Source organism: Rhizobium aethiopicum, from assembly GCF_014197535.1.
GTDB classification, from domain to species: domain Bacteria; phylum Pseudomonadota; class Alphaproteobacteria; order Rhizobiales; family Rhizobiaceae; genus Rhizobium; species Rhizobium aethiopicum_A.
This window is the reverse complement of record NZ_JACIFV010000001.1, coordinates 479395-504053: the sequence shown is the minus strand read 5'-3', so window position 1 is coordinate 504053 and position 24659 is coordinate 479395. Positions and strand designations below refer to the sequence as shown.

General features: G+C 63.0%; 25 protein-coding genes and 1 pseudogene. 11 read left to right on the top strand and 15 right to left on the bottom strand.

What is annotated here, in order from left to right; translation table 11 throughout:
• Positions 1-155 precede the first annotated feature (155 nt).
• Both GGD53_RS02550 and radA read right to left on the bottom strand, forming a co-directional pair.
• Positions 156-773 (bottom strand): CvpA family protein, encoded by a 618-nt coding sequence (locus GGD53_RS02550; RefSeq protein ID WP_184453256.1) that lies wholly within the window; start codon positions 771-773, stop codon positions 156-158.
• A 90-nt stretch (positions 774-863) separates the two neighbouring features.
• On the bottom strand, positions 864-2264 hold the full coding sequence (radA, locus tag GGD53_RS02545; protein ID WP_184453254.1) for a DNA repair protein RadA: 1401 nt from the start codon (positions 2262-2264) through the stop codon (positions 864-866).
• Positions 2265-2430: 166 nt separating this feature from the next.
• Here radA and GGD53_RS02540 point away from each other — a divergent pair.
• A pseudogene (locus GGD53_RS02540) lies at positions 2431-3064 on the top strand (LysE family translocator).
• A gap of 9 nt (positions 3065-3073) precedes the next feature.
• Here the strand turns inward: GGD53_RS02540 and alr are convergent.
• Positions 3074-4237, bottom strand: coding sequence for an alanine racemase (gene alr / locus GGD53_RS02535; RefSeq protein ID WP_184453252.1), 1164 nt, complete (start codon positions 4235-4237; stop codon positions 3074-3076).
• Between the two features lie 187 nt (positions 4238-4424).
• Between alr and GGD53_RS02530 the strand changes: the two genes are divergently transcribed.
• The 3 genes from GGD53_RS02530 (at position 4425) to GGD53_RS02520 (ending at position 6332) form a co-directional block, all read left to right on the top strand.
• The gene (locus GGD53_RS02530; RefSeq protein ID WP_184453250.1) at positions 4425-5246 is read left to right on the top strand and encodes an AraC family transcriptional regulator; all 822 of its coding nucleotides are present in this window, start codon (positions 4425-4427) and stop codon (positions 5244-5246) included.
• Between the two features lie 67 nt (positions 5247-5313).
• Complete coding sequence (locus tag GGD53_RS02525; protein ID WP_184453247.1) at positions 5314-6033, top strand: AzlC family ABC transporter permease; 720 nt, start codon at positions 5314-5316, stop codon at positions 6031-6033.
• Positions 6030-6332: an AzlD family protein gene (locus tag GGD53_RS02520; RefSeq protein WP_184453244.1), complete on the top strand. Its 303-nt coding sequence runs from the start codon at positions 6030-6032 to the stop codon at positions 6330-6332. The genes GGD53_RS02525 and GGD53_RS02520 overlap by 4 nt, the downstream gene beginning before the upstream one ends.
• Positions 6333-6356: 24 nt before the next feature.
• Here the strand turns inward: GGD53_RS02520 and GGD53_RS02515 are convergent, their stop codons facing one another.
• The 6 genes from GGD53_RS02515 to GGD53_RS02490 all read right to left on the bottom strand — a co-directional run bounded on the left by GGD53_RS02515 (position 6357) and on the right by GGD53_RS02490 (position 12046).
• On the bottom strand, positions 6357-7853 hold the full coding sequence (locus GGD53_RS02515; protein WP_184453508.1) for a replicative DNA helicase: 1497 nt from the start codon (positions 7851-7853) through the stop codon (positions 6357-6359).
• Positions 7854-8227: 374 nt separating this feature from the next.
• Positions 8228-8806 (bottom strand): 50S ribosomal protein L9, encoded by a 579-nt coding sequence (rplI, locus tag GGD53_RS02510; RefSeq protein WP_184453242.1) that lies wholly within the window; start codon positions 8804-8806, stop codon positions 8228-8230.
• Positions 8807-8828: 22 nt separating this feature from the next.
• Positions 8829-9815, bottom strand: a complete 987-nt coding sequence (locus GGD53_RS02505; protein ID WP_184453240.1) for a DUF2232 domain-containing protein — start codon at positions 9813-9815, stop codon at positions 8829-8831.
• Between the two features lie 156 nt (positions 9816-9971).
• On the bottom strand, positions 9972-10220 hold the full coding sequence (gene rpsR / locus GGD53_RS02500) for a 30S ribosomal protein S18 (protein ID WP_004680498.1): 249 nt from the start codon (positions 10218-10220) through the stop codon (positions 9972-9974).
• Between the two features lie 12 nt (positions 10221-10232).
• A complete protein-coding gene (rpsF, locus tag GGD53_RS02495) occupies positions 10233-10691 on the bottom strand; it encodes a 30S ribosomal protein S6 (protein ID WP_004680499.1) in 459 nt (152 codons plus the stop codon).
• 311 nt (positions 10692-11002) lie between these two features.
• A complete protein-coding gene (locus tag GGD53_RS02490) occupies positions 11003-12046 on the bottom strand; it encodes an aldo/keto reductase (protein WP_184453238.1) in 1044 nt (347 codons plus the stop codon).
• 201 nt (positions 12047-12247) lie between these two features.
• Here GGD53_RS02490 and fabD point away from each other — a divergent pair, with 201 nt between their 5' ends.
• The 7 genes from fabD to gmk all read left to right on the top strand — a co-directional run bounded on the left by fabD (position 12248) and on the right by gmk (position 18762).
• On the top strand, positions 12248-13192 hold the full coding sequence (gene fabD / locus GGD53_RS02485; RefSeq protein WP_184453236.1) for an ACP S-malonyltransferase: 945 nt from the start codon (positions 12248-12250) through the stop codon (positions 13190-13192).
• A 30-nt stretch (positions 13193-13222) separates the two neighbouring features.
• Entirely contained in the window at positions 13223-13960 is a 738-nt protein-coding gene (fabG, locus tag GGD53_RS02480) for a 3-oxoacyl-[acyl-carrier-protein] reductase (RefSeq protein ID WP_008522356.1), read from the top strand.
• 287 nt (positions 13961-14247) lie between these two features.
• Positions 14248-14484, top strand: a complete 237-nt coding sequence (locus GGD53_RS02475) for an acyl carrier protein (RefSeq protein WP_003547058.1) — start codon at positions 14248-14250, stop codon at positions 14482-14484.
• Between the two features lie 93 nt (positions 14485-14577).
• Positions 14578-15840 (top strand): beta-ketoacyl-ACP synthase II, encoded by a 1263-nt coding sequence (gene fabF / locus GGD53_RS02470; protein WP_184453234.1) that lies wholly within the window; start codon positions 14578-14580, stop codon positions 15838-15840.
• A gap of 131 nt (positions 15841-15971) precedes the next feature.
• Complete coding sequence (mltG, locus tag GGD53_RS02465; RefSeq protein WP_184453232.1) at positions 15972-17189, top strand: endolytic transglycosylase MltG; 1218 nt, start codon at positions 15972-15974, stop codon at positions 17187-17189.
• Between the two features lie 19 nt (positions 17190-17208).
• Entirely contained in the window at positions 17209-18096 is an 888-nt protein-coding gene (locus GGD53_RS02460; protein ID WP_184453230.1) for a YicC/YloC family endoribonuclease, read from the top strand.
• Positions 18097-18099: 3 nt separating this feature from the next.
• Positions 18100-18762: a guanylate kinase gene (gene gmk, locus GGD53_RS02455; RefSeq protein WP_184453228.1), complete on the top strand. Its 663-nt coding sequence runs from the start codon at positions 18100-18102 to the stop codon at positions 18760-18762.
• 171 nt (positions 18763-18933) lie between these two features.
• On the opposite strand, the gene GGD53_RS02450 is transcribed toward gmk, so the two are convergent.
• Genes GGD53_RS02450 through GGD53_RS02425 form a run of 6 tightly spaced genes read right to left on the bottom strand, consistent with a single transcriptional unit; the run spans position 18934 to position 24658 of the window.
• Positions 18934-20379 (bottom strand): aldehyde dehydrogenase, encoded by a 1446-nt coding sequence (locus GGD53_RS02450; RefSeq protein ID WP_184453226.1) that lies wholly within the window; start codon positions 20377-20379, stop codon positions 18934-18936.
• Between the two features lie 21 nt (positions 20380-20400).
• On the bottom strand, positions 20401-21186 hold the full coding sequence (locus GGD53_RS02445; RefSeq protein ID WP_184453223.1) for a coniferyl-alcohol dehydrogenase: 786 nt from the start codon (positions 21184-21186) through the stop codon (positions 20401-20403).
• A 40-nt stretch (positions 21187-21226) separates the two neighbouring features.
• Positions 21227-22252: a branched-chain amino acid ABC transporter permease gene (locus GGD53_RS02440; protein ID WP_184453221.1), complete on the bottom strand. Its 1026-nt coding sequence runs from the start codon at positions 22250-22252 to the stop codon at positions 21227-21229.
• Positions 22249-23181 carry a branched-chain amino acid ABC transporter permease gene (locus GGD53_RS02435; protein ID WP_184453219.1) on the bottom strand — a complete coding sequence of 311 codons (933 nt, stop codon included), beginning with the start codon at positions 23179-23181 and terminating at the stop codon, positions 22249-22251. Before GGD53_RS02435 ends, GGD53_RS02440 begins: the two co-directional genes overlap by 4 nt.
• On the bottom strand, positions 23178-23906 hold the full coding sequence (locus tag GGD53_RS02430; RefSeq protein WP_184453217.1) for an ABC transporter ATP-binding protein: 729 nt from the start codon (positions 23904-23906) through the stop codon (positions 23178-23180). Before GGD53_RS02430 ends, GGD53_RS02435 begins: the two co-directional genes overlap by 4 nt.
• On the bottom strand, positions 23903-24658 hold the full coding sequence (locus GGD53_RS02425; RefSeq protein WP_184453215.1) for an ATP-binding cassette domain-containing protein: 756 nt from the start codon (positions 24656-24658) through the stop codon (positions 23903-23905). The genes GGD53_RS02430 and GGD53_RS02425 overlap by 4 nt, the downstream gene beginning before the upstream one ends.
• Position 24659 lies beyond the last annotated feature (1 nt).

Genomic DNA, 24659 nt, shown 5'->3' with positions numbered 1-24659 from the left:
AGCTTCGTGCTGAACGACATCTGCATTCAAAGCCCGTTCAGCGGGCTCTGAAACGGCTTAGGTCCGGCGGAGCTGGAATGCCCGGCCGGACCCTTATTTCACGTCCCGCTCAAATGGCAATTGCCGCGAGGCGAGTCAAGCTGCTGAACACTGCGTCAATTCGCCGGCTGCTGCGCGCTGCCTGCAGGCGCGTCTTCCGCCGGCGCTTGATCGGCCGCCGGCGGCGTGGCGCCTTCGCTGCCCTGTGCCGGCGACTGCATCTTATCACGGAAGCTCGCCTGTATCATCTGGGCGAATTGCTCCGGCAGCACCGCCTTCAGCTTCACGACCATAGAATCCAGAAAGGGCTTCGACTTGGCTTCGTTGACCCAGGCCGGTCGATGGTCGACATCAACAAGCCAGTTCCAGAAGGCGACGGCGACGACCATCAGCAGCAGGCCGCGGGCCGCGCCGAACAGGAAGCCGAGGGTGCGGTCAAGCGCGCCGATGCGGCTGTCGATGATGAAATCGGCGATCTTCATGGTGATGAAGGAGATGACGATGAGCGCGATCAGGAAGACGACGGCTGCCGAACCGGCGATCGCGATGCGATCGTCATCGGTGTATTTCTTCGCATAGGGCAGCAGGTACGGGTAGAGATAGTAGGCGGCGGCGGCCGAACCGCCCCAGCTCGCGATCGAAAGGATCTCGCGGGAAAAGCCGCGGACCATCGCCAGCACGGCGGAGAAGAGCACGACGCCGATGACAATACCGTCGAAAATCGTAATGGGCATGTAAATTCAACTCCAGGACTGCCGCTCGGCGGCCGAGTCGCGCCTTGTCGTGTGCCTCCTATATCATCACCATTCCCGGCAATGAAAGGATCAAACCTCGTCTTCCACACGCAGCGCCCCCTTCGAACCGGCGATGCGCGCCACCAGATCCGGCAGGCTTTCGACCTCGCTCCATCGCCCGCCGGAACCCTTCGGCAGCTCGGCGGAGGCGGAAGGAAGCAGCGCAGCGGAAAAGCCCAGCTTCTCGGCTTCCTTGAGGCGCTGGGAGGTGTGCGCAACCGGCCGGATGGCGCCCGACAGGCTGACTTCGCCGAAATAGACGCAATCGGCGGGAAGGGCAATACCGGCGAGCGAGGAAACCAGCGCCGAGGCGACGGCGAGATCGGCCGCCGGTTCGGAGATGCGGTAGCCGCCGGCGATATTGAGATAAACGTCGTGCTGGCCGAGCCTGACGCCGCAATGGGCCTCCAGCACCGCCAGGATCATCGACAACCGGGCCGAATCCCATCCGACCACGGCCCGCCGCGGCGTGCCGAGCGAGGTCGGCGCCACCAGCGCCTGCACCTCGACGAGCACGGGCCGCGTCCCCTCCATGCCGGCAAAGACCGCAGCGCCAGGTGATTTTTCGTTGCGTTCGCCGAGGAAGAGCTCGGAGGGGTTGGCGACCTCGCGCAGTCCTTTGTCGGACATTTCGAAGACGCCGATCTCGTCGGTCGGGCCGAAGCGGTTTTTGACCGTGCGCAGGATGCGGTAGTGATGGCCGCGGTCGCCTTCGAAATAGAGCACGGCATCGACCATGTGCTCGACGACGCGCGGACCTGCGATCTGGCCGTCCTTGGTCACATGCCCGACGAGCACCATGGCGGCTCCCGTCTGTTTGGCGAAACGGATCATCGACTGAACGCCGGTGCGCACCTGCGTCACCGTTCCAGGTGCGGAGTCGGCAAGCTCGCTCCACAGCGTCTGGATCGAATCGATGATGACGAGATCCGGGCGTTTGCCCTCGGCAAGCGTCGCCAGAATATCCTCGACATTGGTTTCGGCCGCCAGCATCACGTCGGTATCGGCTGCGGCAAGACGTTGCGCTCGCAGCCGGACCTGCGCCACCGCCTCCTCGCCGGAGACGTAGATGATCTTGTGGCCGCGCCGGGCGAGGGCGGCGGCCGCCTGCATCAGCAGCGTCGATTTGCCAATGCCGGGATCGCCGCCGATCAGTACAGCCGAACCGCGCACGAACCCGCCGCCGAGCGCCCGGTCGAGCTCCGACATGGCGGTATGGATGCGCGGCGCCTCCTCGATCTCGCCCGACAGCGCCGTCAGCGTCACCGGCCGGCCCTTCTTCGGCGTCTTGCCGGGACCGGCGCCGATGCCGCCCATCGGGTCTTCCTCGACGATGGTGTTCCACTCGCCGCAATTGTCGCATTTGCCGGCCCATCGGTTATGAACCGCGCCGCAATTCTGGCAGATGAATTGTGTCTTGGCCTTCGCCATCAATCTTTCTTTCAGTCGCGTTCCACAAATGAAGCCATCGAATGCTTCACCGAATCATTGTCGTGCTCGAGATAATGGCTATCGCGATGGATCAAAACTAATGATTTCCCCATCAGCCTTCGCCGTGCCTATGCTTTTCGCCTCTGATCATCAGGAACGGTGGAAGATGTTCGACTATTCGCTCGCGCATTGGCTTGCATTTCTGTCGGCGGGTTTTGCTGAACCTCTCGCCAGGCCCAGACATCGCCTTCATCCTCGGCCATACGATGAGAGGAGGGAAACGCGCCGGTTTTTCCGCATTGTTCGGCGTCTGGTCAGGCGCGTGCCTGCATGTTCTGAACGCGGCATTGGGCCTTTCCGCGGTGCTTGCCGCCTCTGCCTTGGCATTCTCCGCGGTCAAATGGCTCGGTGCCGTTTACCTCGTCTGGCTGGGCATTCAAGCTCCGCGCGCCAGCGGCGACAATGGCCTGATCAATGCCACTGGTGAGGAAGTCCCGGCCGCAAGGATCTATCGGCAAGGGATACTGGTGTCGCTGCTCAATCCGAAAGTGGCGATATTCTTCCTTGCATTCCTGCCGCAATTCGTTGTCGAGGGGGCGGAGCCGGCATGGGCCCAGCTGATGCTGCATGGCGGGCTCATCATCGCCGTCGCCGCCTTCATCGAACCGCCGCTCGTGCTTCTCGGAGGACGCCTCGCCGATGCGCTCAGGCGTAATGCGAAAATCGGACGATGGCTCGATCGCAGCCTCGGCGCGCTTTTCGTGGCGCTCGGTGTGCGTCTTGCCCTAAGCAGTCGATGACAGCGAGGCCTATTCCTCGGCGACGTAGCGCCGTTCGTGGCGCAGCCCCATGCTGGTGAGGATCTCGTAGCCGATCGTGCCCGCCGCCCGCGCCACCTCGTCGAGAGGCATGTTCTTTCCGAACAGCTCGACATAATCGCCGGCGCGCACGGCGTTCTCGGGCAGGTCGGTGACATCGAAGATCGTCAGGTCCATGGTGATCCGGCCGGCAACCGGCACCTTGTGTCCGGCGATGAAGCCTTGTCCGCCTTGCGGCACAGCCTGGCGCAGAGGCACGCCGCCGCTTGATTGGCTGCGCATATAACCGTCGGCGTAGCCGGCGGAGACGATCGCCAGCCGGCTGTCGCGGCGAAGCTGCAGTGCCCGCCCGTAGCTGACGGTCTCGCCGGCCCCGACGGTTCGCACCTGGATGATGCGTGCTTCCGCGGTGGCGACCGGCCGCATCGGGTTCGCCATGCCGCTGACTGCCTCGCCGCCATAGAGCGAGATGCCGGGACGCGTCAGGTCGAAATGATAATCCTCGCCGAGAAAGATGCCGGCCGAGGCGGCAAGACTTGCATCGATGCCTTCATAGGCGGCACTAACCCTGCGGAATGATTCGAGTTGCTGCCGGTTCATGGCATGGCTGGGATCGTCGCCGCAGGCGAGGTGGCTCATGACCAGCACCGGCGCGAAGCTCGCCGGCCGCGAGACGTCGTCGGCAAGGGCGATGGCGTCATCGATGTGCAGCCCCAGCCGATTGAAGCCAGTATCGACATGCAGCGCGCAGGGATAATCGCCATAATCGGCAAGCACCGCCATCCAGAAGGCGAGCTGCTCGTCGGAGGAAATCACCGGCACCAGATCATTGTCGAAGAACCGCCGTTCCGTGCCCGGCCATATGCCCGAGAGCACGAAGATGCGCGCCTCGGGCGCATAGAGGCGAAGGGTCACGCCTTCATCGACGGTCGCGACGAAAAAATCCCGGGCGCCTGCGAGATAGAGCGCTTCGCCCGCATCCTCGATGCCCGTGCCGTAGGCGTCCGCCTTGACGACGGCGGCGGCGCGCGCTGCGCCCGAGCGGCGCGCCATGTCGCGCCAGTTTTCCGTGAGCGCTGTCAGATCGACGGTCAGCCGCAGGCCTGCGGAAGTGAAAAGATCGTCGTCTTCGAAGGGGATGGGAAAATCTGTCATGAATCGCCGTGAAGAAATGAAGGAGCCGTGTCGCCCAGTCTAGAGAGCATTGTGGCCAAGGAAAAGCGCAGGCGGTCACATATCACCCTTTGCCTTTCGTCCGATCACTTTTGTTCAAGACGCGTGCCGGCTTCCCCGCTAATTCTATTGGATGCACAACGTATCGCAGAAAGAGGCCGCGGAGGCCATGCCGCTGGCCAATGTGGAATCGGCCCGCTTCTGGCGGGATACCCGTTTCCGCGGCATGGAGTGCCTGAGCGCCACCTTTCTCACGCACGAGTACGCGCCGCATGCGCACGATACCTTCAGCATCGGCGCGATAGAAAGTGGCACCCAGATCGCCACCCTCAGCGGCAGGCGGGAGGAAACCGGGCCGGGCGACCTTTACCTCATCGACCCCGGTGTCATCCATGACGGCGCTCCGGGCGGTGAAGGCTACCGCTACCGCATGATCTATCCTGACACGAAGCTGTTCGTCGATATTCTGGAGGATGTCACCGGCAAGGCCTTCCAAGCAACGCCGTCCTTCTCCGGCGCTCTTCCACGCGATCCGCAGCTTGCCAACGCCTTTCATGCCGCCCACCGCACGCTCGAAAGCGGCGCGGGCGCGCTGGAGGCCGATGAAGGCATGTTCTCGGTTCTGGCGGCGATCTTTGCGCGTCACGGCAGGACGATTGTCGTGCCTGTCGATACGCAGGAGCGAAGCGCCGTCGCCCGCGCCCGCGAATACCTGGTCGAGAATTTCGATAGCGACATCGGGCTCGAGGAATTGGCCGGAGTGGCGGGTTTGAGCCGTGCTCACCTCATCCGCGCCTTCCGCAAGGAATATCACATCACGCCCCATGCTTTCCTGACCGATCGGCGCGTGCAGGTGGCCCGCCGGCTGCTGCGGCAGGGGCGCATGCCGGCCGATATCGCGCTCGAATGTGGTTTTGCCGATCAGGCGCATTTCACCCGGCATTTCAAGGCGCGCACGGGCGTAACTCCTGGCCAGTTCCGCCTGGGCTGATCACTTTCGTTCAATACGGCCGTGGCGGGCTGGGCTACTCCTCCGCGATCTTGATCAGGAGGTTGCCATGTTGCAGCACAGCCGGCCATCCGGCGAATTTCGTCTTGGCGAATTTCTCGCCGGTATGCGCACCATCTTTCCGCTTGTCGTCGCCGTCTTGCCGATCGGCCTGGTCTTCGGCGCGGTCGCCGCCACCAAGGGCCTTTCGCCGCTGGAAACGACACTGATGAGCGCGCTTGTCTTTGCGGGTGGTTCGCAATTCGTCGCGATGGACATCTGGGCGCATCCGGCAAGCTGGATCGGCGTCGGCTTCGCGGCCCTGCTGGTCAATATCCGCCACGTGCTGATGAGCGCGTCGATCGGCACGAAGATGCAGTCCTTCCCCGGCGTCAAACGTTATATCGCCATGCTCTTTCTCGCCGATGAGCTCTGGGCCATGGCGGAATTCCGGGCCGGCAGCACGCGGCTGACACCCGCTTGGTATGCCGGCATCGTCACGCCCTTTTACCTCACCTGGGTCGGCTCGTCGCTGACAGGCGCACTGCTCGGCGCCTTTCTCGGCAATCCTGCCGTCATCGGCCTCGACTTCGCCTTTCCGGCTGTCTTCGTCGTGCTGGTCATGGGCTTCTGGAAGGGGCCGGAAACCGGCGCGGTCCTTGCTGCCAGTGGTAGCGCTTCCGTTGCAGCCCACCATTTCGTGCCGGGGGTCTGGTATATCGCCGCCGGTGCGCTGGCTGGGCTGGCAATGGCCCTCTGGCAGGGCAGGGCGCGGGAGCAGGCGGCATGACGCTGGATTTCGATATCCTTATCGCCATCCTCGCGATGGCTGCCGCAACCGTCTTCACCCGCGTCAGCGGTCTCGTTCTGATCCGGCATGTCGAGATCGATGAGCGCCGGAGAACGGCGATCGAAGCCATTCCGCCGGCCGTGCTGATGGCCGTCATCGCCCCGACCGCCTTTGCGACCGGCTGGGCGGAGACGCTGGCCTGCGCGGCAACGGCAATCGCCGCGCGCCGCCTGCCGATGCTTGCAAGCGTCGTGGTCGGCGTCGCAACGGTTGCGCTGTTGCGGGCTGCAGGGCTCTGAAGAAAATCGACGCGGGAAACCGCGTCAATGTTCCTCGTATTGGATGAAGGAAGGATCTGCGAGGTCGGCGAAGCGCGTGAATTCCGCCTGGAAGGCTAGCTTCACCGTGCCTGTCGGTCCGTGACGCTGCTTGGCGATGATCACGTCAGCCGTGCCCTTCACCTTGTCGAACAGTGCTTCCCATTCCGGATATTTGGGATCGTGAGGATCGCGCGGCTCCTGGTTCTTGACGTAATATTCCTCGCGGAACACGAAGAGCACGACGTCGGCATCCTGCTCGATCGAGCCGGATTCACGAAGGTCGGAGAGCTGCGGGCGCTTGTCGTCGCGGCTTTCGACCTGACGCGACAGCTGCGACAGCGCGATGATCGGAACGTTGAGCTCCTTGCCGAGCGCCTTGAGGCCGGTAGTGATCTGGGTGATTTCCTGGACGCGGTTGTCGCTTGACTTGCCCGAGCCGGTCATCAGCTGCACGTAGTCGACCACAAGCACATCGAGGCCGCGCTGGCGCTTGAGGCGGCGCGCCCGCGCTGAAAGCTGGGCGATCGAGATGCCGCCGGTCTGGTCGATATAGAGCGGCACTTTCTGCATCATCATCGAGCAGGCGACGAGCTTTTCGAAATCGGCATCGTTGATGTCGCCGCGGCGGATCTTCGAGGAGGAGACTTCCGTCTGCTCGGAGATGATACGGGTGGCGAGCTGTTCCGACGACATTTCGAGTGAATAAAAGCCGACGACGCCGCCGTTTTTCGCCTTCATGCTGCCGTCCGACTGGACCTCGCCTTCGTAGGCGGCGGCGATATTGTAGGCGATGTTCGTGGCAAGCGAGGTCTTGCCCATGCCGGGGCGTCCGGCGAGGATGATCAAGTCCGAACGCTGCAGGCCGCCCATCTTCGAATCCAGCGAATGGATGCCGGTGGAAATGCCGGAAAGGCCGCCGTCGCGTTCCTTGGCGACGGCGGCCATGTCGATCGCCAGCGCCACGGCGTCGTTGAAGGACTGGAAGCCGCCATCGTAACGGCCGTTTTCGGCGAGCTCGAACAGCCGGCGTTCGGTATCCTCGATCTGCGACTGCGGCGGCATATCGAGCGGCGCGTCATAGGCGATGTTGACGACATCCTCGCCGATGGTGATCAGCGCCCGGCGCAGCGCGAGATCATAGATCGCCCGGCCATAATCCTCGGCATTGATGACGGTGACGGCATTGCTGACAAGGCTCGCCAGATATTGCGAAACCGTCATGTCGCCGACTTTCTCGTCGGCCTTCAGGAAGGTCTTGATCGTTACCGGATTGGCGATCTTGCCCATGCGGATGATGTCGCCGGCGACCTCGAAGATCTTCCGGTGCAGCGGTTCGTAGAGATGGATCGGCTTCAGGAAATCCGACACCCGGTAATAGGCGTCGTTGTTCATTAGAATGGCGCCGAGAAGCGCCTGCTCGGCTTCGATATTGTTGGGTGCTTCGCGGTAATGCTGCTCCGACGGAGCAACGGCTGCAATCTTTCGAGCGGCGTCGTTCATCATCATCCGTTCTGTCTTTTTCCAATTCCGGATTTGCAATTCCGGATGGAGAAAATCAAGGGGCTGCGAAAGGAGCGGGGCTCGTCTCGCCTAAATCCTGAACGCTGTGCCCATTGTTCGACTTCTCCACAGTCCCGGGAGCCACAATTCAGAAATACTGGCAGTGTCACCCGCGGGACACGGGACGGAGCCGACTCAGCTCATCCGTTCCGGAGAAGGATATGTTAGCCCGATGACATCGGGCACGCAGCAAAAACATCCGGGTAATCCCCCGCTAAAAAGCGACCAACGGCTCCGCGAACCCGGAACGTACGGAAAAGAAAAAGCCCGGCGCGGTGGCCGGGCTCTCCCTCTCACGGAATTTCCGTCGAGAATTATGCTTCGTCTTCGTCGAGGCCGTCAGCTTCCGGATCGAAGAAATCTTCCGGACGCAGTGCGTCTTCGTCGACACCGTAAATCGCGTCGACCGAAGTGAGCTCTTCGCCCTTGGCCTGACGCTCTGCCTCTTCGGCAGAACGGGCAACGTTCAGCTCGACGCTGATTTCGACTTCGGCATGCAGCTGCAGTTCGACCTTGTGCAGGCCGATCGCCTTGATCGGCGTGTTGAGATGAACCTGGTTGCGGCCGATGTTGAAACCTTCGGCGGCGAGGATCTCGACGACGTCACGGGCAGCGACCGAGCCGTAGAGCTGGCCGGTTTCGCCGGCGGAGCGCACGACGATGAAGGACTTGCCGTCGAGGACGTCGGCGACCTTCTGGGCTTCCGACTTGCGCTCGAGGTTGCGGGCTTCGAGCGTCGCGCGCTCGGCTTCGAAGCGGGTCTTGTTGGCGGCGTTGGCGCGCAGCGCCTTGCCGAGCGGCAGCAGGTAGTTGCGGGCAAAGCCGTCGCGAACCTTTACGGTTTCGCCCATCTGGCCGAGCTTGGAGATGCGTTCGAGAAGGATGACTTCCATTTTCTTGTTCCTTTCTGGTGTCTCAGATTTTCGTGTCGGATTGTTTGGAGGTATCGGCATCTTTCGCCGGGGTGAGCGCGATCGCCTTGCGCGTATCGCTGAGACCCAGGACGAGGATGAGGAGCGCTGGCAGCAGCATGAGCAGCGAAGCCAGGTAGCCAAGGATGAGGGCCGGTATGCGCCAGTCCTTGCCGCGAGTGCGGAAATGCAGCGAGGCGAAGCCGGAGAGCATGAAACCGGCGCCGAAGGTGCCGATAACGGTGGCGCCGACGAGTGCCGGAACGCCGCCGAAGAAGCAGGCAGCAAGCCCGGCCAGGAAGATAAAGATCGAATTGCGGTTCATCCGCAGCGACGAAGGAATATCCTCGCGCGGCCGAAGGCCCCGGCCGGATGCGGCGACGATGCGCACGGCGAAATAATAAGCGGCAAACAGCATGCTGACCCACATGCCGCCCTGCACGGCCGGTAGCATCAGCAGGATCAGCGATTTGGTCTGCGCGGTTGCCGCCGGATCGGGCATGAATTCCGGCTGCTGCTGCTTGACCGAGGTGATCAGCAGATCGACGATCGGGTCGGTGATATCAGGTCCATAGCCGATCATCACGCCGATGACGATGACGGCAAGCGTCACCAGCCCGCAGAGATGCAGCAGGATATCGGAGAGCGGATACCAGGCAAGCAGATGGTCGGGACCGCCGAGTTCGGAGGCGGGACGCGCGAGATTGGCAAGATGGCTGAGCCAGCCGGCCGGCAGCAGCGTCACCAGCGTCATGATAAGCGCGAAAGACGGGGAGATGAGGACCGCACCAAGCGCCGCTCCCGTGACGACGGCCGAAATCGCGGCGGCATTGCCCCAGCCAAGTCCGACGATCAGGATCGGCAGTGCCGAGGCCGTGTAGAGGAGCGCGCTGAAAAACGACGGCTGCATGCTCGCGCCCAGCACCAGCAGGGCGGCGGTCAATCCGGCGAGTGCGCCGATCAGCAGCGTTTTAAGATCCGGTCGTTTCAAGGTCGCTGTCCTGCTTCATCAAGCAGTTAGAGGCTGTTGCTGAATCGAATTCAGAAACGTCTCAACATGGGTTTTGAGAATTCCGATCCGCGCCCATCGCGAAAGGGAGAAGGGAAGGCACGAATGCCTTCCCCTAAATCTGGTCACATCGGCCGATTAAGCGACGACGTAGGGCAGCAGGCCGAGGAAACGGGCGCGCTTGATCGCCTGGGCGAGTTCGCGCTGCTTCTTCTGGGAAACGGCTGTGATGCGGGACGGAACGATCTTGCCGCGCTCGGAAATGTAGCGCTGCAGCAGGCGTACGTCCTTGTAGTCGATCCGCGGTGCGTTTGCGCCGGAGAACGGGCAGGTCTTGCGGCGGCGATGGAACGGACGACGGACCGGTGCGGAGGAAGCTTCAGACATTCTTATATCTCCTTATGCACGGTCTTCGCGGGGAGCGCGGTCCGGACGCGGGCCACGCTGGAAATCGCCGTCACGGCGCGGCGGACGGTCGCCGAATTCGCGACGCGGGCCACGATCGCCACCTTCACGCGGGCCGCGGTCGTCGCGGTCGCGCTTCTGCAGCATGGCAGACGGGCCTTCTTCGTGCTTTTCGACGGCGATGGTCATGTAGCGAAGAACGTCTTCGCTGATGCGCATCTGGCGTTCCATTTCCTGGATCGCGGCGGCCGGGGCATCGATGTCCATCAGGGCATAATGCGCCTTGCGGTTCTTCTTGATGCGATAGGTGAGGGACTTGAGGCCCCAGTTTTCGATGCGCCCGACCTTGCCGCCGTTAGCTTCGATCACACCCTTGTACTGTTCTACGAGGGCATCGACCTGCTGAGCGGAAATATCCTGCCGGGCAAGGAATACATGTTCATAAAGAGCCATGACAGCTTTGCCTTTCTTGCGTTTGGTTCAACCCGATATTCGGCGGCTAAGCCTCAACGACTGCTCCTGATTGGGCGGACCCAGGCAAGAAAAGCGTTTCCGAGACGGTCGAGAGCGGAGACACGGGAGGCTGGAACGCTTCCGTTCCGAACGATTTCCGAGAGGAAACCGGCCCTCCGTTCAGCCACCAGCCAGAAGACCGGGTTAACGAACAGCGCGGCTTATACGGATTTTTGCGCGAAACGCAAGCGCAATCGGAGATTCGAACCCGACGCTGCCGACCCGCAGCGTCGGGGCAATGCGAGGATAGATCAGAGCGTCAGCGGATACTGCCGGTGCACCTTGGCGATCTCCGCCAGGATATCATCCGAAAGTGTCAGGTCGGCCGCGCCGATATCGAGTTTCAGCTGCTCCATCGACGTCGCGCCGATGATGACCGACGTCATGAAGGGCCTCGATCGGCAGAAGGCGAGCGCCATGACGGCCGGGTTGAGGCCGTACCGGGCTGCGAGCGCCAGATAGGCCTTGGTCGCCGGCTCCTGCAGCGGCTGCAACCGGCCGCCGATATCGGGATTGATCGACGCGCGCGAACCCTTCGGCCTCAGACCATCGACATATTTGCCGGTCAATATGCCGCCGGCGAGCGGCGAATAGGCAAGCAGCCCGACATCCTCGTGATGCGAGAGTTCGGCGAGATCGAGGTCGAATTGGCGGTAGAGCAGATTGTACTCGTTCTGGACGCTGGCGACGCGCGGCAGGCCCTTCTGTTCTGACAGCGTCAGATATTTCTGGATGCCCCAGGTGGTTTCGTTGGAAAGGCCGATCGCGCGGATCTTGCCTTCGTTCACCAGCGCGCCCAGTGTTTCCAGGATCTCGAGCATATTGGCGACGGCCTTGTCGCGATCCTGGGTGAAGGGGTTGTAGCTCCAGTTCTGACGGAAGTGGAAGTGGCCGCGGTTCGGCCAATGCACCTGGTAGAGGTCCACATAATCGGTCCTCAGCCGTTTCAGGCTGGCCTCGAGCGCCAGGCGGATGTTCTTTGCATCCGCGCCTTCGCCGCCGCGCAGATAATCCCGGCCGCGGCCGGCGACCTTGGTCGCAAGCACGATATCTCGACGCTTGCCCGATTTGCTGAACCAACTGCCGATATAGTCTTCGGTCCAGCCCTGTGTTTCGGGCGAAACCGGCGTGGTCGGGTAGAGTTCGGCGGTATCGAAGAAATTGACGCCCTTCTCGACGGCGTAGTCCATCTGCGCATGAGCGTCGGCTTCGCTGTTCTGCGAGCCCCAGGTCATGGTGCCGAGGCAGATTTCTGAAACGGAAATGTCGGTTCGGCCTAGGGAATTGTACTTCATGGAAAAACCTTGGGAGAGAGAGGGGAGCCTAGGAAGGGTCTGGGCAAATCTAGGCTGGATTTGACGGAGCGCAAGAGCAAAATCCGGGCTTTTGCGCGGGCGCGAAAGGCTTTGCGGAGAATGGAGCGCCACTTGACTCTGCCGGAAAGAATGTCAATTGGAGGCAAAACAGCCTTGAGGGGCACAGTCAGGGACATGAACATGACCATCGCTTTCACTTTTCCCGGCCAAGGCAGCCAGGCCGTCGGCATGGGCAAGGATCTCGCCGAGAATTTCGCCGAAGCCCGTGCCGTTTTCGAAGAGGTTGACGAGGCGCTTGGTGAAAAGCTTTCCGACGTCATGTTCAATGGTCCCGAGGACACGTTGACCCTGACGGCGAACGCCCAGCCGGCGCTGATGGCGGTATCGATCGCCGTCATCCGTGTTCTGCAGGCCGAGGGGCTGGATCTGCAGTCGAAGGTCGCCTACGTCGCCGGCCACTCGCTCGGCGAATATTCGGCGCTCTGCGCCGCCGGCACTTTTTCGCTCGCCGATACGGCGCGGCTGCTGCGTATTCGCGGCAATGCCATGCAGGCGGCCGTTCCCGTCGGCGTCGGCGCCATGGCCGCGATCATCGGCCTCGAACAGGCCGATGTCGTTGCCGTCTGCGAGGAGGCGGCCGCCATCGGCGCCTGCCAGATCGCCAACGACAATGGCGGCGGCCAGATCGTCATCTCAGGCGAGAAGCCAGCCGTCGAAAAGGCCGCCGGCCTTGCGACCGACAAGGGCGCCAAGCGCGCCATTCTGCTGCCGGTCTCCGCTCCCTTCCATTCCAAGCTGATGGCGCCTGCGGCCGAGGCCATGCACGCGGCGCTGGCAACGGTCGCCAAGTCCGATCCCGTCGTGCCTCTGATCGCCAATGTCCGCGCCGCCCCGGTGACCGGCGCCGACGAGATCGCCAGCCTCCTGGTCGAGCAGGTGACCGGTCAGGTCCGCTGGCGCGAGACGGTGGAATGGTTTGCCGCAAATGGCGTAACGACGCTTTACGAGCTCGGTTCCGGCAAAGTGCTGACCGGTCTTGCCCGCCGCATCGACAAAACAGTTAATGGCATCTCCGTCAGCGGACCGGCGGATATCGAAGCGGCCGTCGCCGCCCTCATGGCCTGATTGATATCTCCAGATATAAGGAACCTTTCCATGTTCGATCTTTCCGGCCGCAAGGCTCTCGTCACCGGCGCATCGGGCGGTATCGGCGAGGAAATCGCCCGCCTTCTTCATAAGCAGGGCGCCATCGTCGGTCTGCACGGCACCCGCGTCGAGAAGCTGGAAGCGCTGGCGGCCGAGCTCGGCGAGCGCGTCAAGATCTTCCCGGCCAACCTGTCGGACCGCGACGAGGTGAAGGCGCTCGGCCAGAAGGCGGAGGCCGATCTCGAAGGTGTCGATATCCTCGTCAACAATGCCGGCATCACCAAGGACGGCTTGTTCGTGCGCATGAGCGACGAGGATTGGGATGCGGTCCTCGAGGTCAATCTGACGGCGACCTTCCGCCTGACGCGCGAGTTGACGCATCCGATGATGCGCCGCCGCTATGGCCGTATCATCAACATCACCTCCGTCGTCGGCGTCACCGGCAATCCGGGCCAGGCCAATTACTGCGCCTCCAAGGCCGGCATGATCGGCTTCACCAAGTCCTTGGCGCAGGAAATCGCCACCCGTAACGTGACGGTCAACTGCGTCGCGCCCGGCTTCATCGAAAGCGCCATGACCGGCAAGCTGAACGACAAGCAGAAGGAAGCGATCATGGGGGCTATCCCGATGAGGCGCATGGGCACGGGCGGCGAGGTCGCTTCGGCTGTTGCTTACCTTGCATCCTCTGAAGCCGCCTACATGACCGGCCAGACGCTGCACGTAAACGGCGGCATGGCGATGATCTGAAACGACAAACTGTTGGCATGGGGATATTTCCCGCAATAGCATGTTGAGCAATCACGAAGCGTTGATTTTCTGGCTTTGCGGCAGACTTAAACCATGTTAAGCGGGCCAATGACTGTCAACAGTCGTCCCGAGAAAGCAGACGAACCGGCGGGCTTTTCGCAAGCCTGGGACATCTCTGAAGCCGGGTAAACGAGTTTGCCGAGGATGTCTGAAAACATCGCAGGCTGAAACAGGGTAGGGGTGCCGCAACGGCATTCCGATCAGGACATAAGGTCGAGGAAACCGACATGAGCGATATCGCAGAACGCGTAAAGAAAATTGTTATTGATCATCTTGGCGTCGATGCCGACAAGGTCGTCGAGAGCGCCAGCTTTATCGACGATCTGGGCGCTGACTCGCTCGACACGGTCGAACTTGTCATGGCATTCGAAGAAGAATTCGGCGTCGAAATTCCTGACGACGCTGCCGACTCGATCCTGACGGTCGGTGATGCAGTGAAGTTTATTGAGAAGGCCCAGGCCTGATCCTGTATATTTGAGAAAGGGCGGGCCTGGAGTCCGCCCTTTTCTTTTCGGCATATTTCTCCATAGAACATAAGAGACGGGGGAAAGCACGCGATGAGACGTGTCGTCATCACCGGTACCGGCATGGTATCACCCTTGGGATGCGGAACTGAGGTGACGTGGTCGCGGCTGCTTGCCGGCCAGAACGGCGCTCGTCTGGTTACCGAATTCGAAGTCGACGACCTTCCCGCCAAGATCGCTTGCCGTATTCCGATCGGTGACGGTACCGACGGCACCTTCAATGCCGATCAGTGGATGGAGCCGAAGGAGCAGCGCAAGGTCGATCCCTTCATCATCTTCGGCATGGCCGCCGCCGATATGGCGCTTACCGATGCCGGCTGGCATCCCGAGACCGATGAGGATCAGATTGCCACCGGCGTGTTGATCGGCTCCGGCATCGGCGGCATCGAAGGCATCGTCGAAGCGGGTTACACCCTGCGCGATAAGGGCCCGCGCCGCATCTCCCCCTTCTTCATTCCCGGCCGCCTGATCAATCTCGTTTCCGGCCAGGTTTCGATCCGCCACAAGCTGCGCGGACCCAATCATTCGGTCGTCACCGCCTGCTCGACGGGTGCGCATGCGATCGGCGATGCCGCGCGGCTGATCGCGCTTGGTGACGCCGACGTCATGGTCGCCGGCGGCACGGAATCTCCCGTCAGCCGTATTTCGCTGGCAGGATTTGCCGCCTGCAAGGCGCTGTCGACCCAGCACAATGACGATCCGCAGAAGGCTTCGCGCCCCTATGACCGTGATCGCGACGGCTTCGTCATGGGCGAGGGCGCCGGCATCGTGGTGCTCGAAGAGCTGGAGCATGCCAAGGCCCGCGGCGCCAAGATCTACGCCGAGGTCGTCGGTTACGGCCTGTCGGGCGACGCCTATCACATTACCGCGCCTTCCGAAAACGGCGAGGGTGCCGGCCGCTGCATGGCGATGGCGCTGAAGCGTGCCGGGCTGACGCCGGCCGACATCGATTACATCAACGCCCACGGTACTTCGACCATGGCCGACACGATCGAACTCGGGGCGGTCGAGCGCCTGGTCGGTAACGCGGCGTCGAAGATCTCCATGTCTTCGACCAAGTCGGCGACGGGACACCTTCTCGGTGCAGCCGGCGCGATCGAGGCGATCTTCGCCACGCTCGCCATTCGGGACAACATCGCGCCGCCGACGCTCAATCTCGACAATCCCGAACGCGAGACGGCGATCGATCTTGTTCCGCACAAGGCGCGTGAGCGAGAAATCAATGTGGCCCTGTCCAACTCGTTCGGATTCGGCGGCACGAATGCATCGCTCGTGCTGCGCCGTTACGCGCAGTAAAGGGTCCGCCTTAGCAGGCCGGGTGAAAGCACAACGGCCGGCAGCGGCTTCGTTGAACGGTGGCAGAACCTGCTTTTGCCGCATTGCTTCGCGAAATAGCGGAATGAGGGCTGAGTTATAGAGGATTGCCGGTGAGCGATACGACGAACCAGAGCAACGATACCCAGGCGCAGAAGGGACCGATCATCCCGAAGTCGCCGAGCGAAGCCCTGCGTCCGGAACGTGTTCCCGAGCCGCCGAAACGCTCCAAGAACGCTCGCAGCCAGATCGTCCTTTTCCTGAACTTCATCATGACGATGACGGTGCTGGTCTGCGTCCTCGCCGTCATCGGCTTCTACTACGCGACCTCGACCTATCAGAGCCCGGGCCCGCTGCAGACCAACACCAATTTCATCGTCCGCAACGGCGCTGGTCTCGCCGAAATCGCCTCGAACCTCGAGCGCAACGCGATCATCTCCGATGCCCGTATCTTCCGATATCTGACGGCGACGCATCTTTCCGCCGGCGAGAGCCTGAAGGCCGGCGAATATGAGATCAAGGCGAGAGCCTCGATGAGCGATATCATGGAGCTGCTGAAATCGGGCAAGTCCATCCTCTATTCGGTGTCCTTTCCGGAGGGCCTGACGGTCCGCCAGATGTTCGACCGCATGCTGCAGGATCCTGTGCTGGAAGGCGACTTGCCGGCCGCACTGCCGGCCGAAGGCAGCCTGCGTCCGGACACCTACAAATTCTCGCGCGGCACCAAGCGCTCGGAAATCATCGAACAGATGGCGGCTGCACAGCAGAAGCTGGTCGATCAGATCTGGGATAAGCGCGACGCCTCGCTGCCGCTGCGATCCAAAGAAGAATTCGTGACGCTCGCTTCGATCGTCGAAAAGGAGACCGGCATTCCCGACGAACGCGCCCATGTCGCTTCCGTGTTCCTGAACCGGCTTGGCAAGGGCATGCGCCTGCAGTCCGATCCGACGATCATCTATGGGCTGTTCGGTGGCGAGGGAAAACCGGCGGACCGGCCGATCTATCAGTCGGATCTGAAACGGGACACGCCTTACAATACCTATGTCATCAAGGGCCTGCCGCCGACGCCGATCGCCAATCCCGGCAAGGATGCGCTGGAAGCCGTCGCCAACCCTTGGAAATCCCAGGATCTCTATTTCGTCGCCGACGGCACCGGCGGCCACGTCTTTGCCGCTACGCTCGACGAGCACAATGCCAACGTCAAGCGCTGGCGCAAGCTCGAGGCCGACAAGGGTTCGGACCCGAATATCGCCGTCGACGGCCAGCCGGAAGAGCAGCCGGGCGACAATGGCGCGGCTGTCGTGCCGCCGAAGAAAAAGAAAATCAACTGACAGTTTTCGGGAGGCTCCCATGGCTTTGCAGTCGATGACCGGTTTTGCGCGGCGCGAGGGAACGAGCGGCCGCTGGCGCTGGGCATGGGAACTGCGCTCGGTCAACGGCAAGGGTTTCGACCTGCGCCTGCGCCTGCCGCCCGGCCTCGAACGCATGGAGGCGGAGGTCCGCCGCCTTGCCGGCGAAACCTTCAGCCGCGGCAACCTGCAGGCAACCCTATCTGTCACCGCCGATGAGAACCGTTTCGAGGCGGTTCTGAACAAAGAGGCGCTCGCTGCCGTGCTCGCCATGCGCGAGCAACTGGTTGACGTGATCGATCCGGCGCCGTTGAAGCTCGATACGCTGCTTCTGGTGCGCGGGATCGTGGAGTTCCGTGAAGGCGAGGATGGCGAGGAGGCGCTTGCCGCCCGTGATGCCGATATTGTCGCCGGCCTGCTCGCTGCGCTTGCCGATCTCAAGGCAATGCGCGCACAGGAAGGGGCGGCGCTTTCCCGCATCCTTCTCGATCACGTTGCGACGATCGAGGGCCTGACGCGGACGATCGAGCTGGATCCCTCGCGATCTCAGCCGGAGATCGCCGCCCGGCTTGCGGCACAGGTTGCCTTGCTGATGGACGGCATGGCCGCGCTCGACCGTGACAGGCTGCACGCCGAGGCCGCTTTATTGGCGACCAAAGCGGATCTGCGCGAGGAGATCGATCGCCTGAAGGCACATATCGCCGCCGCGCGCGATCTCCTGGCGAAAGGCGGGCCTGCGGGGCGCCGGCTGGACTTCCTTGCACAGGAATTTAACCGCGAATCGAATACCATCTGCTCGAAGTCGAATGCCTCGGCGGTCACCGCCGCCGGCATCGAGCTGAAAGTCGTGATCGACCAGTTCCGCGAGCAGGTCCAGAATTTGGAGTAGGACATGAAACCGGCGAAATCTTCGCCCGTACAGATCGCCCGCCGCGGTCTGATGCTTGTCATTTCGTCGCCGTCGGGCGCCGGCAAGTCCACCATTGCGCGCACGCTTCTGGAGACCGACAAGCATATCGGCCTCTCCGTCAGCGTCACCACGCGCCAGCGCCGCCCGAGCGAAGTCGAAGGCGTGCATTACCATTTCAAGAGCGTGCGCGAGTTCGAGCGGTTGCGCGATAGCGACGCACTGCTCGAATGGGCCGAAGTGCATGGCAATTTCTACGGTACGCCGCGCGAGCCGGTCGAGCAGGCTATGGCCGAAGGCCGCGACATGCTGTTCGATATCGATTGGCAGGGCGCCCAGCAGTTGCAGGAGAAGATGTCGGCCGACGTCGTCTCGATCTTCGTGCTGCCGCCGACCATGACGGAACTGCAGTCGCGGCTGCACCGTCGTGCCGAGGATTCCGAGGAGGTCATTCAGACGCGTCTGGCCAACAGCCGCGCCGAGATCGCCCACTGGCGCGAATATGATTATGTCATCGTCAATGATGATCTCAACACCGCCTTCGACGCCGTCCAGTCGATCGTCAAGGCCGAACGCCTGCGCCGCGACCGCCGCCACGGCATGTTCGATTTCGTTCGCGAGCTGCTGGAAGAGACGCCGTCGATCTAACGAGCTGATTGCGCGGATTCGTGCCCTGATGCGGCGCTCGCCGGTGACGGCCATGCCGACACTGGAATTCGCTGACGTCAGGTTTGAGACAGCATCGCGCCAGGTCACCTGCCACGGCATTGAAATGGCGCGCTCGCACCCTCGGAAAATTCGCTGGACGCGCCTGACCTCTCAGAAGGGATAGTGCTGGGCAGAATCCTCCACGGTGATCCAGCGCAGGTCGGTGAATTCGGCAATCGCTGCCTTGCCGCCGAAGCGGCCGTAGCCGCTGCCTTTTACGCCGCCGAAGGGCATTTGCGCTTCATCGTGCAGCGTCGGGCCGTTGATGTGGCAGATGCCGGATTCGATGCGCGCCGCAACCGCCATCGCCCGCTGGATGTTGCGGCTGAAGACGGCGGATGACAGGCCGTATTCGGTGTCGTTGGCGACGCGGATTGCTTCCTCCTCGCCGGAGACGCGAATGATCGGCTTGACCGGGCCGAAGGATTCTTCCGAATAGACGCGCATGTCAGGAGTGACGTGATCGAGCAGCGTCGCCTCGACCACGGTGCCGGAGCGCTTGCCGCCGGCCACGAGTTTTGCGCCCTTGGCTGTGGCATCAGTGATCAGCTCCTCCATCTTCCTGGCGGCGTCGAGGCTGATCAGCGAGCCGAGAACGACATGTCCGCGCGGGTCGCCGGCCGGCAGCTGGCTGGCGCGGGCGGCCAGTTTAGCCACGAACTGATCGGCAATCGCCGTGTCGACGATGATCCGCTCCGTCGACATGCAGATCTGGCCCTGATGCATGAAGGCGCCGAAAATCGCGGCATTTACAGCGCCGTCGATATCGGCGTCGTCGAGAATGACGAGCGGCGCCTTGCCGCCGAGCTCGAGCAAAGCGGGCTTGAGATATTTGCCGCAGGTCTCGGCGATGATCTTGCCGACCTTGGTCGATCCGGTGAAGTTCACGCGCCTGACGGCCGGATGGGCGATCAGTGCGTTGACAATCTCGGGCGCATCCTCAGGAGCATTGGTGAGAATGTTGATGACGCCGGCCGGCAGGCCCGCTTCGGCGAGAGCCGTGGCGATCAGCCGGTGGGTGCCCGGGCATTGTTCGGATGCCTTGAGAATAACAGTGTTGCCGCAGGCGATCGGCATGGCGATGGCGCGGGTGGCGAGGATGACGGGCGCGTTCCAGGGCGCGATCGCCAGGCACACCCCGGCGGCCTGGCGAACGCCCATGGCGAGCGTGCCGGGCTTGTCGGAAGGGATGATTTCGCCTGAAATCTGCGTCGTCATGGCGCCCGCCTCGCGCAGGATGTTGGCGGCGAGCATGACGTTGAAGCCGGCCCAGGGGGCGGTGGCGCCGGTCTCCTCGATCATCAGCCGGGTAAACTCGGCCACTTTCGAATCCATGATATCGGCGGCCTTCATCAGGATGGCGCGGCGCTGGCCGGGGCCGGTCTTCGACCAGGCGCCGAAGGCAGTGGAGGCGGCGTCGACGGCGGCGGCGACATCCTCCAGGCTGGCAGCGGCGGCGCGGCTCGCAAGCTTCTCGGTGAAGGGATCGATCCGGTCATAGGTCCGGCCGCTGGAGGCTGGCCGGTCGGCGCCGTTTATGAGCAGGGAAATATTCATCGTGGGGTCTCCTGGCAAAAACTAGAAGCCGAGCACTTCGGCGTTGATGGATGCTTCGAGGCCGCCGTCGGCGGCAAGATTGGCGCCATTGATCCAGCGTGCGCCGTCCGAGCAGAGGAAGAGCACGGCGGGCGCGATGTCGGCTGATGTGCCGGCGCGGCCGACGCGGGTGATGTCGCTCTCGACCCTGGCGTCGCCGAGCACGGCACGGAACTGCTTGAGGATCGGCGTTTCCACCGGTCCGGGGCTCACCGCATTGACGCGGATGCTGCGGTGTTTGAACAAGGGCTGGTGGGCGGCGCGCATGGTCCAGAGCAGCAGCAGTTCCTTGGAGAGCGGGTAGCCTTGCTCGTCCTTAAGGCCGTGCTCGGCGACGACGACCGCGACATCCGGAAAGCCCTCGATCGAGGTCAGCGATTTGGCCCGTTCGAGATTGGCGCGCCAGCCGTAACCGGCGATCGAGGCGACGTTGACGATGGCGCCGCCTTCGCGCAGGCGGGGCGCCACGGCTTCCGACAAAGCGCGCAGCCCGTAGAAATTGACGGCGAGCGTTGAGACGACGCCAGTACTGCCGGAAAGACCGGCGACATTGGCGAGCGCATCGAGGCGCGCCGGCAGCTGCGCGACAATCTCGGCAACGCCCGATGGCGTGGAGAGATCGCCCTTGATGAAGGCGGCACTTCCATTTGCCGGTTCGCGCACATCGACACCGATGACCTCAGCGCCCATCTGGCCGGCTAATTCCGCCGTCCGGGCGCCGATGCCGGAGGCGACGCCGGTCACCAGGATTGTTTTACCAAAAAGCATGGATTTCACCTTTCGCAAGAAAACCGGGAAGCAGGCGGGTTCATTCTTCCCATTTGATTTTCGTCGGGCCCGGCAATTTCAGCCGGTAGCCGACGGGCAGAAGCTGGAAGTCGAAACGGCGCTCGACTTCGCCCCAGAGGCCGCGCGGCAGGTAGAGCGAGAAGATCAGCGCGGTGGCGCCAAGCCCGATCAGATACCAGACCCCAGCGCTGCCGAAGAAAGTCTCGATGACGAAAAACAGGATGGCGCCGAGGATGGCGCCCTCGAATTTGCCGATCCCGCCGACCAACACCATGAAGATCATGTAGGCCGTCCACTGGACGCTGAAATAGGTCTTCGGCTGGAAGGTCGTGGCGGTCGCCAGCCACAAGCCGCCGGCGATGGCGATGCCGAAGGCGGCGAGCACGAAGAGCAGCCGCTTGGTGGCGGTCACCCGCACGCCGACCGAGGTCGCCGCCTCCTCATTGTCGCGGATCGCCTGCATCGCCGCACCGGCGCGGCTGCGCATCAGCATGAAGAGCGCGCCGAGCAGGGCGGCCATGGATGTGAGCGCAAGCCAGTAGATCGCCGCCCGCCGCGTGCCGGTGTCATAGACATTGAGCGAGATCAGCGAGGTTCCGGTTTCCCCCTGGATCAGCCGGTCGAGATTGACCAGCAGATGGGTGAGTTCGGCCACAACCCACATGCCGATCGCAAACTCGCCGCCCTTCAGCCGCAGCATGAACAGCGAAAGCGGGATCGACAGGGCGCCGGTCACGATCGCGGCGGCAAAGACCGAGACGAAGGGATCGAGGCCCGCATCGGCGAGCCGAATGGTGAAATAGGCGCCGAGGCCGAAGAACACCTGCTGGCCAACCGAGACCAGCCCGCCGAAACCGGCGAGTGCATTCCACATGGCGGCCAGGATCACATAGATGAACAGGGCGGTCATCCGGTCGATCGCACCGGCGCCGAGCACGGCGGGGGCAAGGATCAGGAGGGCAAACACCGCGGCCATGGAGCCGAGCGCCAGCCGCGACGAGGTCGTCCAACGCTCGATTGATATTCCGTTGGAGACGAATGTCATGTCGAGCTCCGAAGGCGTGCGCGAAGGTTGAGGAGGGCGCTGGGTTTCAGAAGCGCTGCGATCTTGTCGAGAACCGGCAGGCGGGACCGGGACAGCCGGATGAAAAGCACCAGCAGGAACACGGCATGGCCGCCGATCAGAAAGCCCTGCGGATGCAATTGCGCGCCGAGCGACTGGGCAAGGCCGAGAACGATGCCGCCGGCAAGCGTTCCCCACAGCGATCCCGCTCCGCCGATGACCGCGGCCTCGAAGGCAAAGAGAAGCTGCGGACCGCCCGCATAAGGGCTGAAGGTCGCCCGCATCCCGAGAAAGGCGCCGGCAATCCCGATCGTGACCATGGTGATGGCGGTGGCGACCGCATTCACCCTGCGCGCATCGATGCCGACGAGCCCCGCCGTATCCGGATCTTCGGCCGTCGCGCGGATGGCGCGGCCCAATGTAAAGCGGCCGAGGAAGAATTGCAGCCCGCCGAGAATGAGGATCGCCGTTACCATCATCATCACGGCAAGCTTGCCGACGAAGATGTGGCCGGGCAGCTGCCAGGATGCATAGGAGAGATTGCCGATGAAGGGCGCGAGCGATCGTGTGTCGGCGCCGAACTGTTCGAACAGCAGATTGTCGATGACGATCGACAGGCCGAAGGTCGTCAGGATCGGCAGCAGCGTGCCGCCGCGGGCGCTGCGTTCGAGGATGAAGCGCTGCAGCAGCCAGCCGATCACCGCCATGACGGGCAGCACGATCAAAAGGCCGGCGAAAGGTGGAATGCCGGCCTTGGCGGCGAGCAGCCACAGCCCGTAGGCGGCGGCGACCGCCAGGCTCCCATGGGCGAGATTGATGATCCGCATGACCGAAAACATGAAGGACAATCCGCAGGCGATGACGGCGTAATAACCGCCAAGCAGGAGGCCCTGGATCAGGGTGTTGATCATGATGCGCTCCTTTCGCCGGCTGTCCGGTGCAGTCCGAAATAGGCCTTGGTGACCTCGTCGCGGGTGACGGCGGCTGCCGGCCTGTCGAGCACGATACGGCCTTCCAGCATGCAGATGATACGGCTTGCGACACTCATGGCGCGGCCGAGATCCTGCTCGACCAGCACGATGGTCGTTCCCGAAGTCAGCAGCGCCTGCAACTGGGCATAGACGCGGTCGACGACCAGAGGCGAAAGCCCGAGCGAGACCTCGTCCAGAAGAAGAATATCGGGATTGCTCATCAGCGCCCGGCCGATGGCGGTCGCCTGCTGTTCCCCGCCGGAGAGGTGCCCGGTCTTGGCGTGACGGCGGGACTTCAGGTTCGGGAAGGCGTCGAGGATGCGGTCGATGCTCCACTCGCCCTTGCGCCCGCAGCTCTTGCCGAGAAGCAAGTTCTCTTCCACCGTCATCTGCGAAAACAGCCGCCGGCCTTCCGGTACCAGGGCGATGCCCTTGGCGATCCGCTTGTGGGAGGGCACGGCAGCCAGATCCTCATCGCCGAGCAGGACGCGGCCGGAGGCGGGCAGATGGGCGCCGGCGATCGATCTGAGCAGCGTCGTCTTGCCGGCGCCGTTCGCGCCGACCAGCGCCAGCACCTCGCCTTTGGCGACATCGAAGCTGACCCCGCGCACCGCCTGCAGCAGGCCGTGGCGGACGTCGAGATTCTCGATGGAAAGAAGGCTCATGCGGGCGTCCCTCCGAGATAGGCCTTGACCACCTCCGCATCGCTCATGACAGTCTTCGGCTCGCCATCGGCGATGATCCGGCCGGCATCCATGCAGATCAGCCTTTCCGCCACCTGCAGCAGGATATGGACGATATGCTCGATCCAGACGATGCCGATGCCGCGGCGGCGCAATTCGAGGATGGTTTCGACGAGTTCGCTCGCCTCCCCATCGGTCAGGCCGCCGCCGATCTCGTCGAGCAGCAGCAGCCGCGGCTGCGTGGCAAGCGCACGGGCAAGCTCCAGCCGCTTGCGATCCAGGAGACCGAGGGTGTCGGCCGGGCGGTTGGCGACCCCGAGCATGCCGCAGAGCGACAGCGAATCCACCACACGCTCATAGGCCTCGTCGCGGCTTGCCGCATTGCCGTGCGAAGCGGCGACGAAGACATTTTCGAAAGTCGTCATGCCGCTGAAGGGTTTGGGAACCTGATGCGTCCGCACAAGCCCGGAGCGGCAGCGCTCCGCCGCCGTCCGGCTGGTGACGTCGGCGCCATCGAAGGTGATGCTTCCCGCACTCGGCGGGTAGGCGCCGGCGAGCACGCTGAGCAGGGTCGTCTTGCCCGCGCCGTTCGGCCCGACGATGCCGACCGCCTCGCCATCGCCCATGGAGAAATCCAGATTCTCCAGCACCACAAGCGCGCCGAACCGCTTGTGGATCCCCCTGGCCGAGAGAAAAGCTTCCCCCGGCCGCCTTTGAGCTTCTTGCCTCTGCACT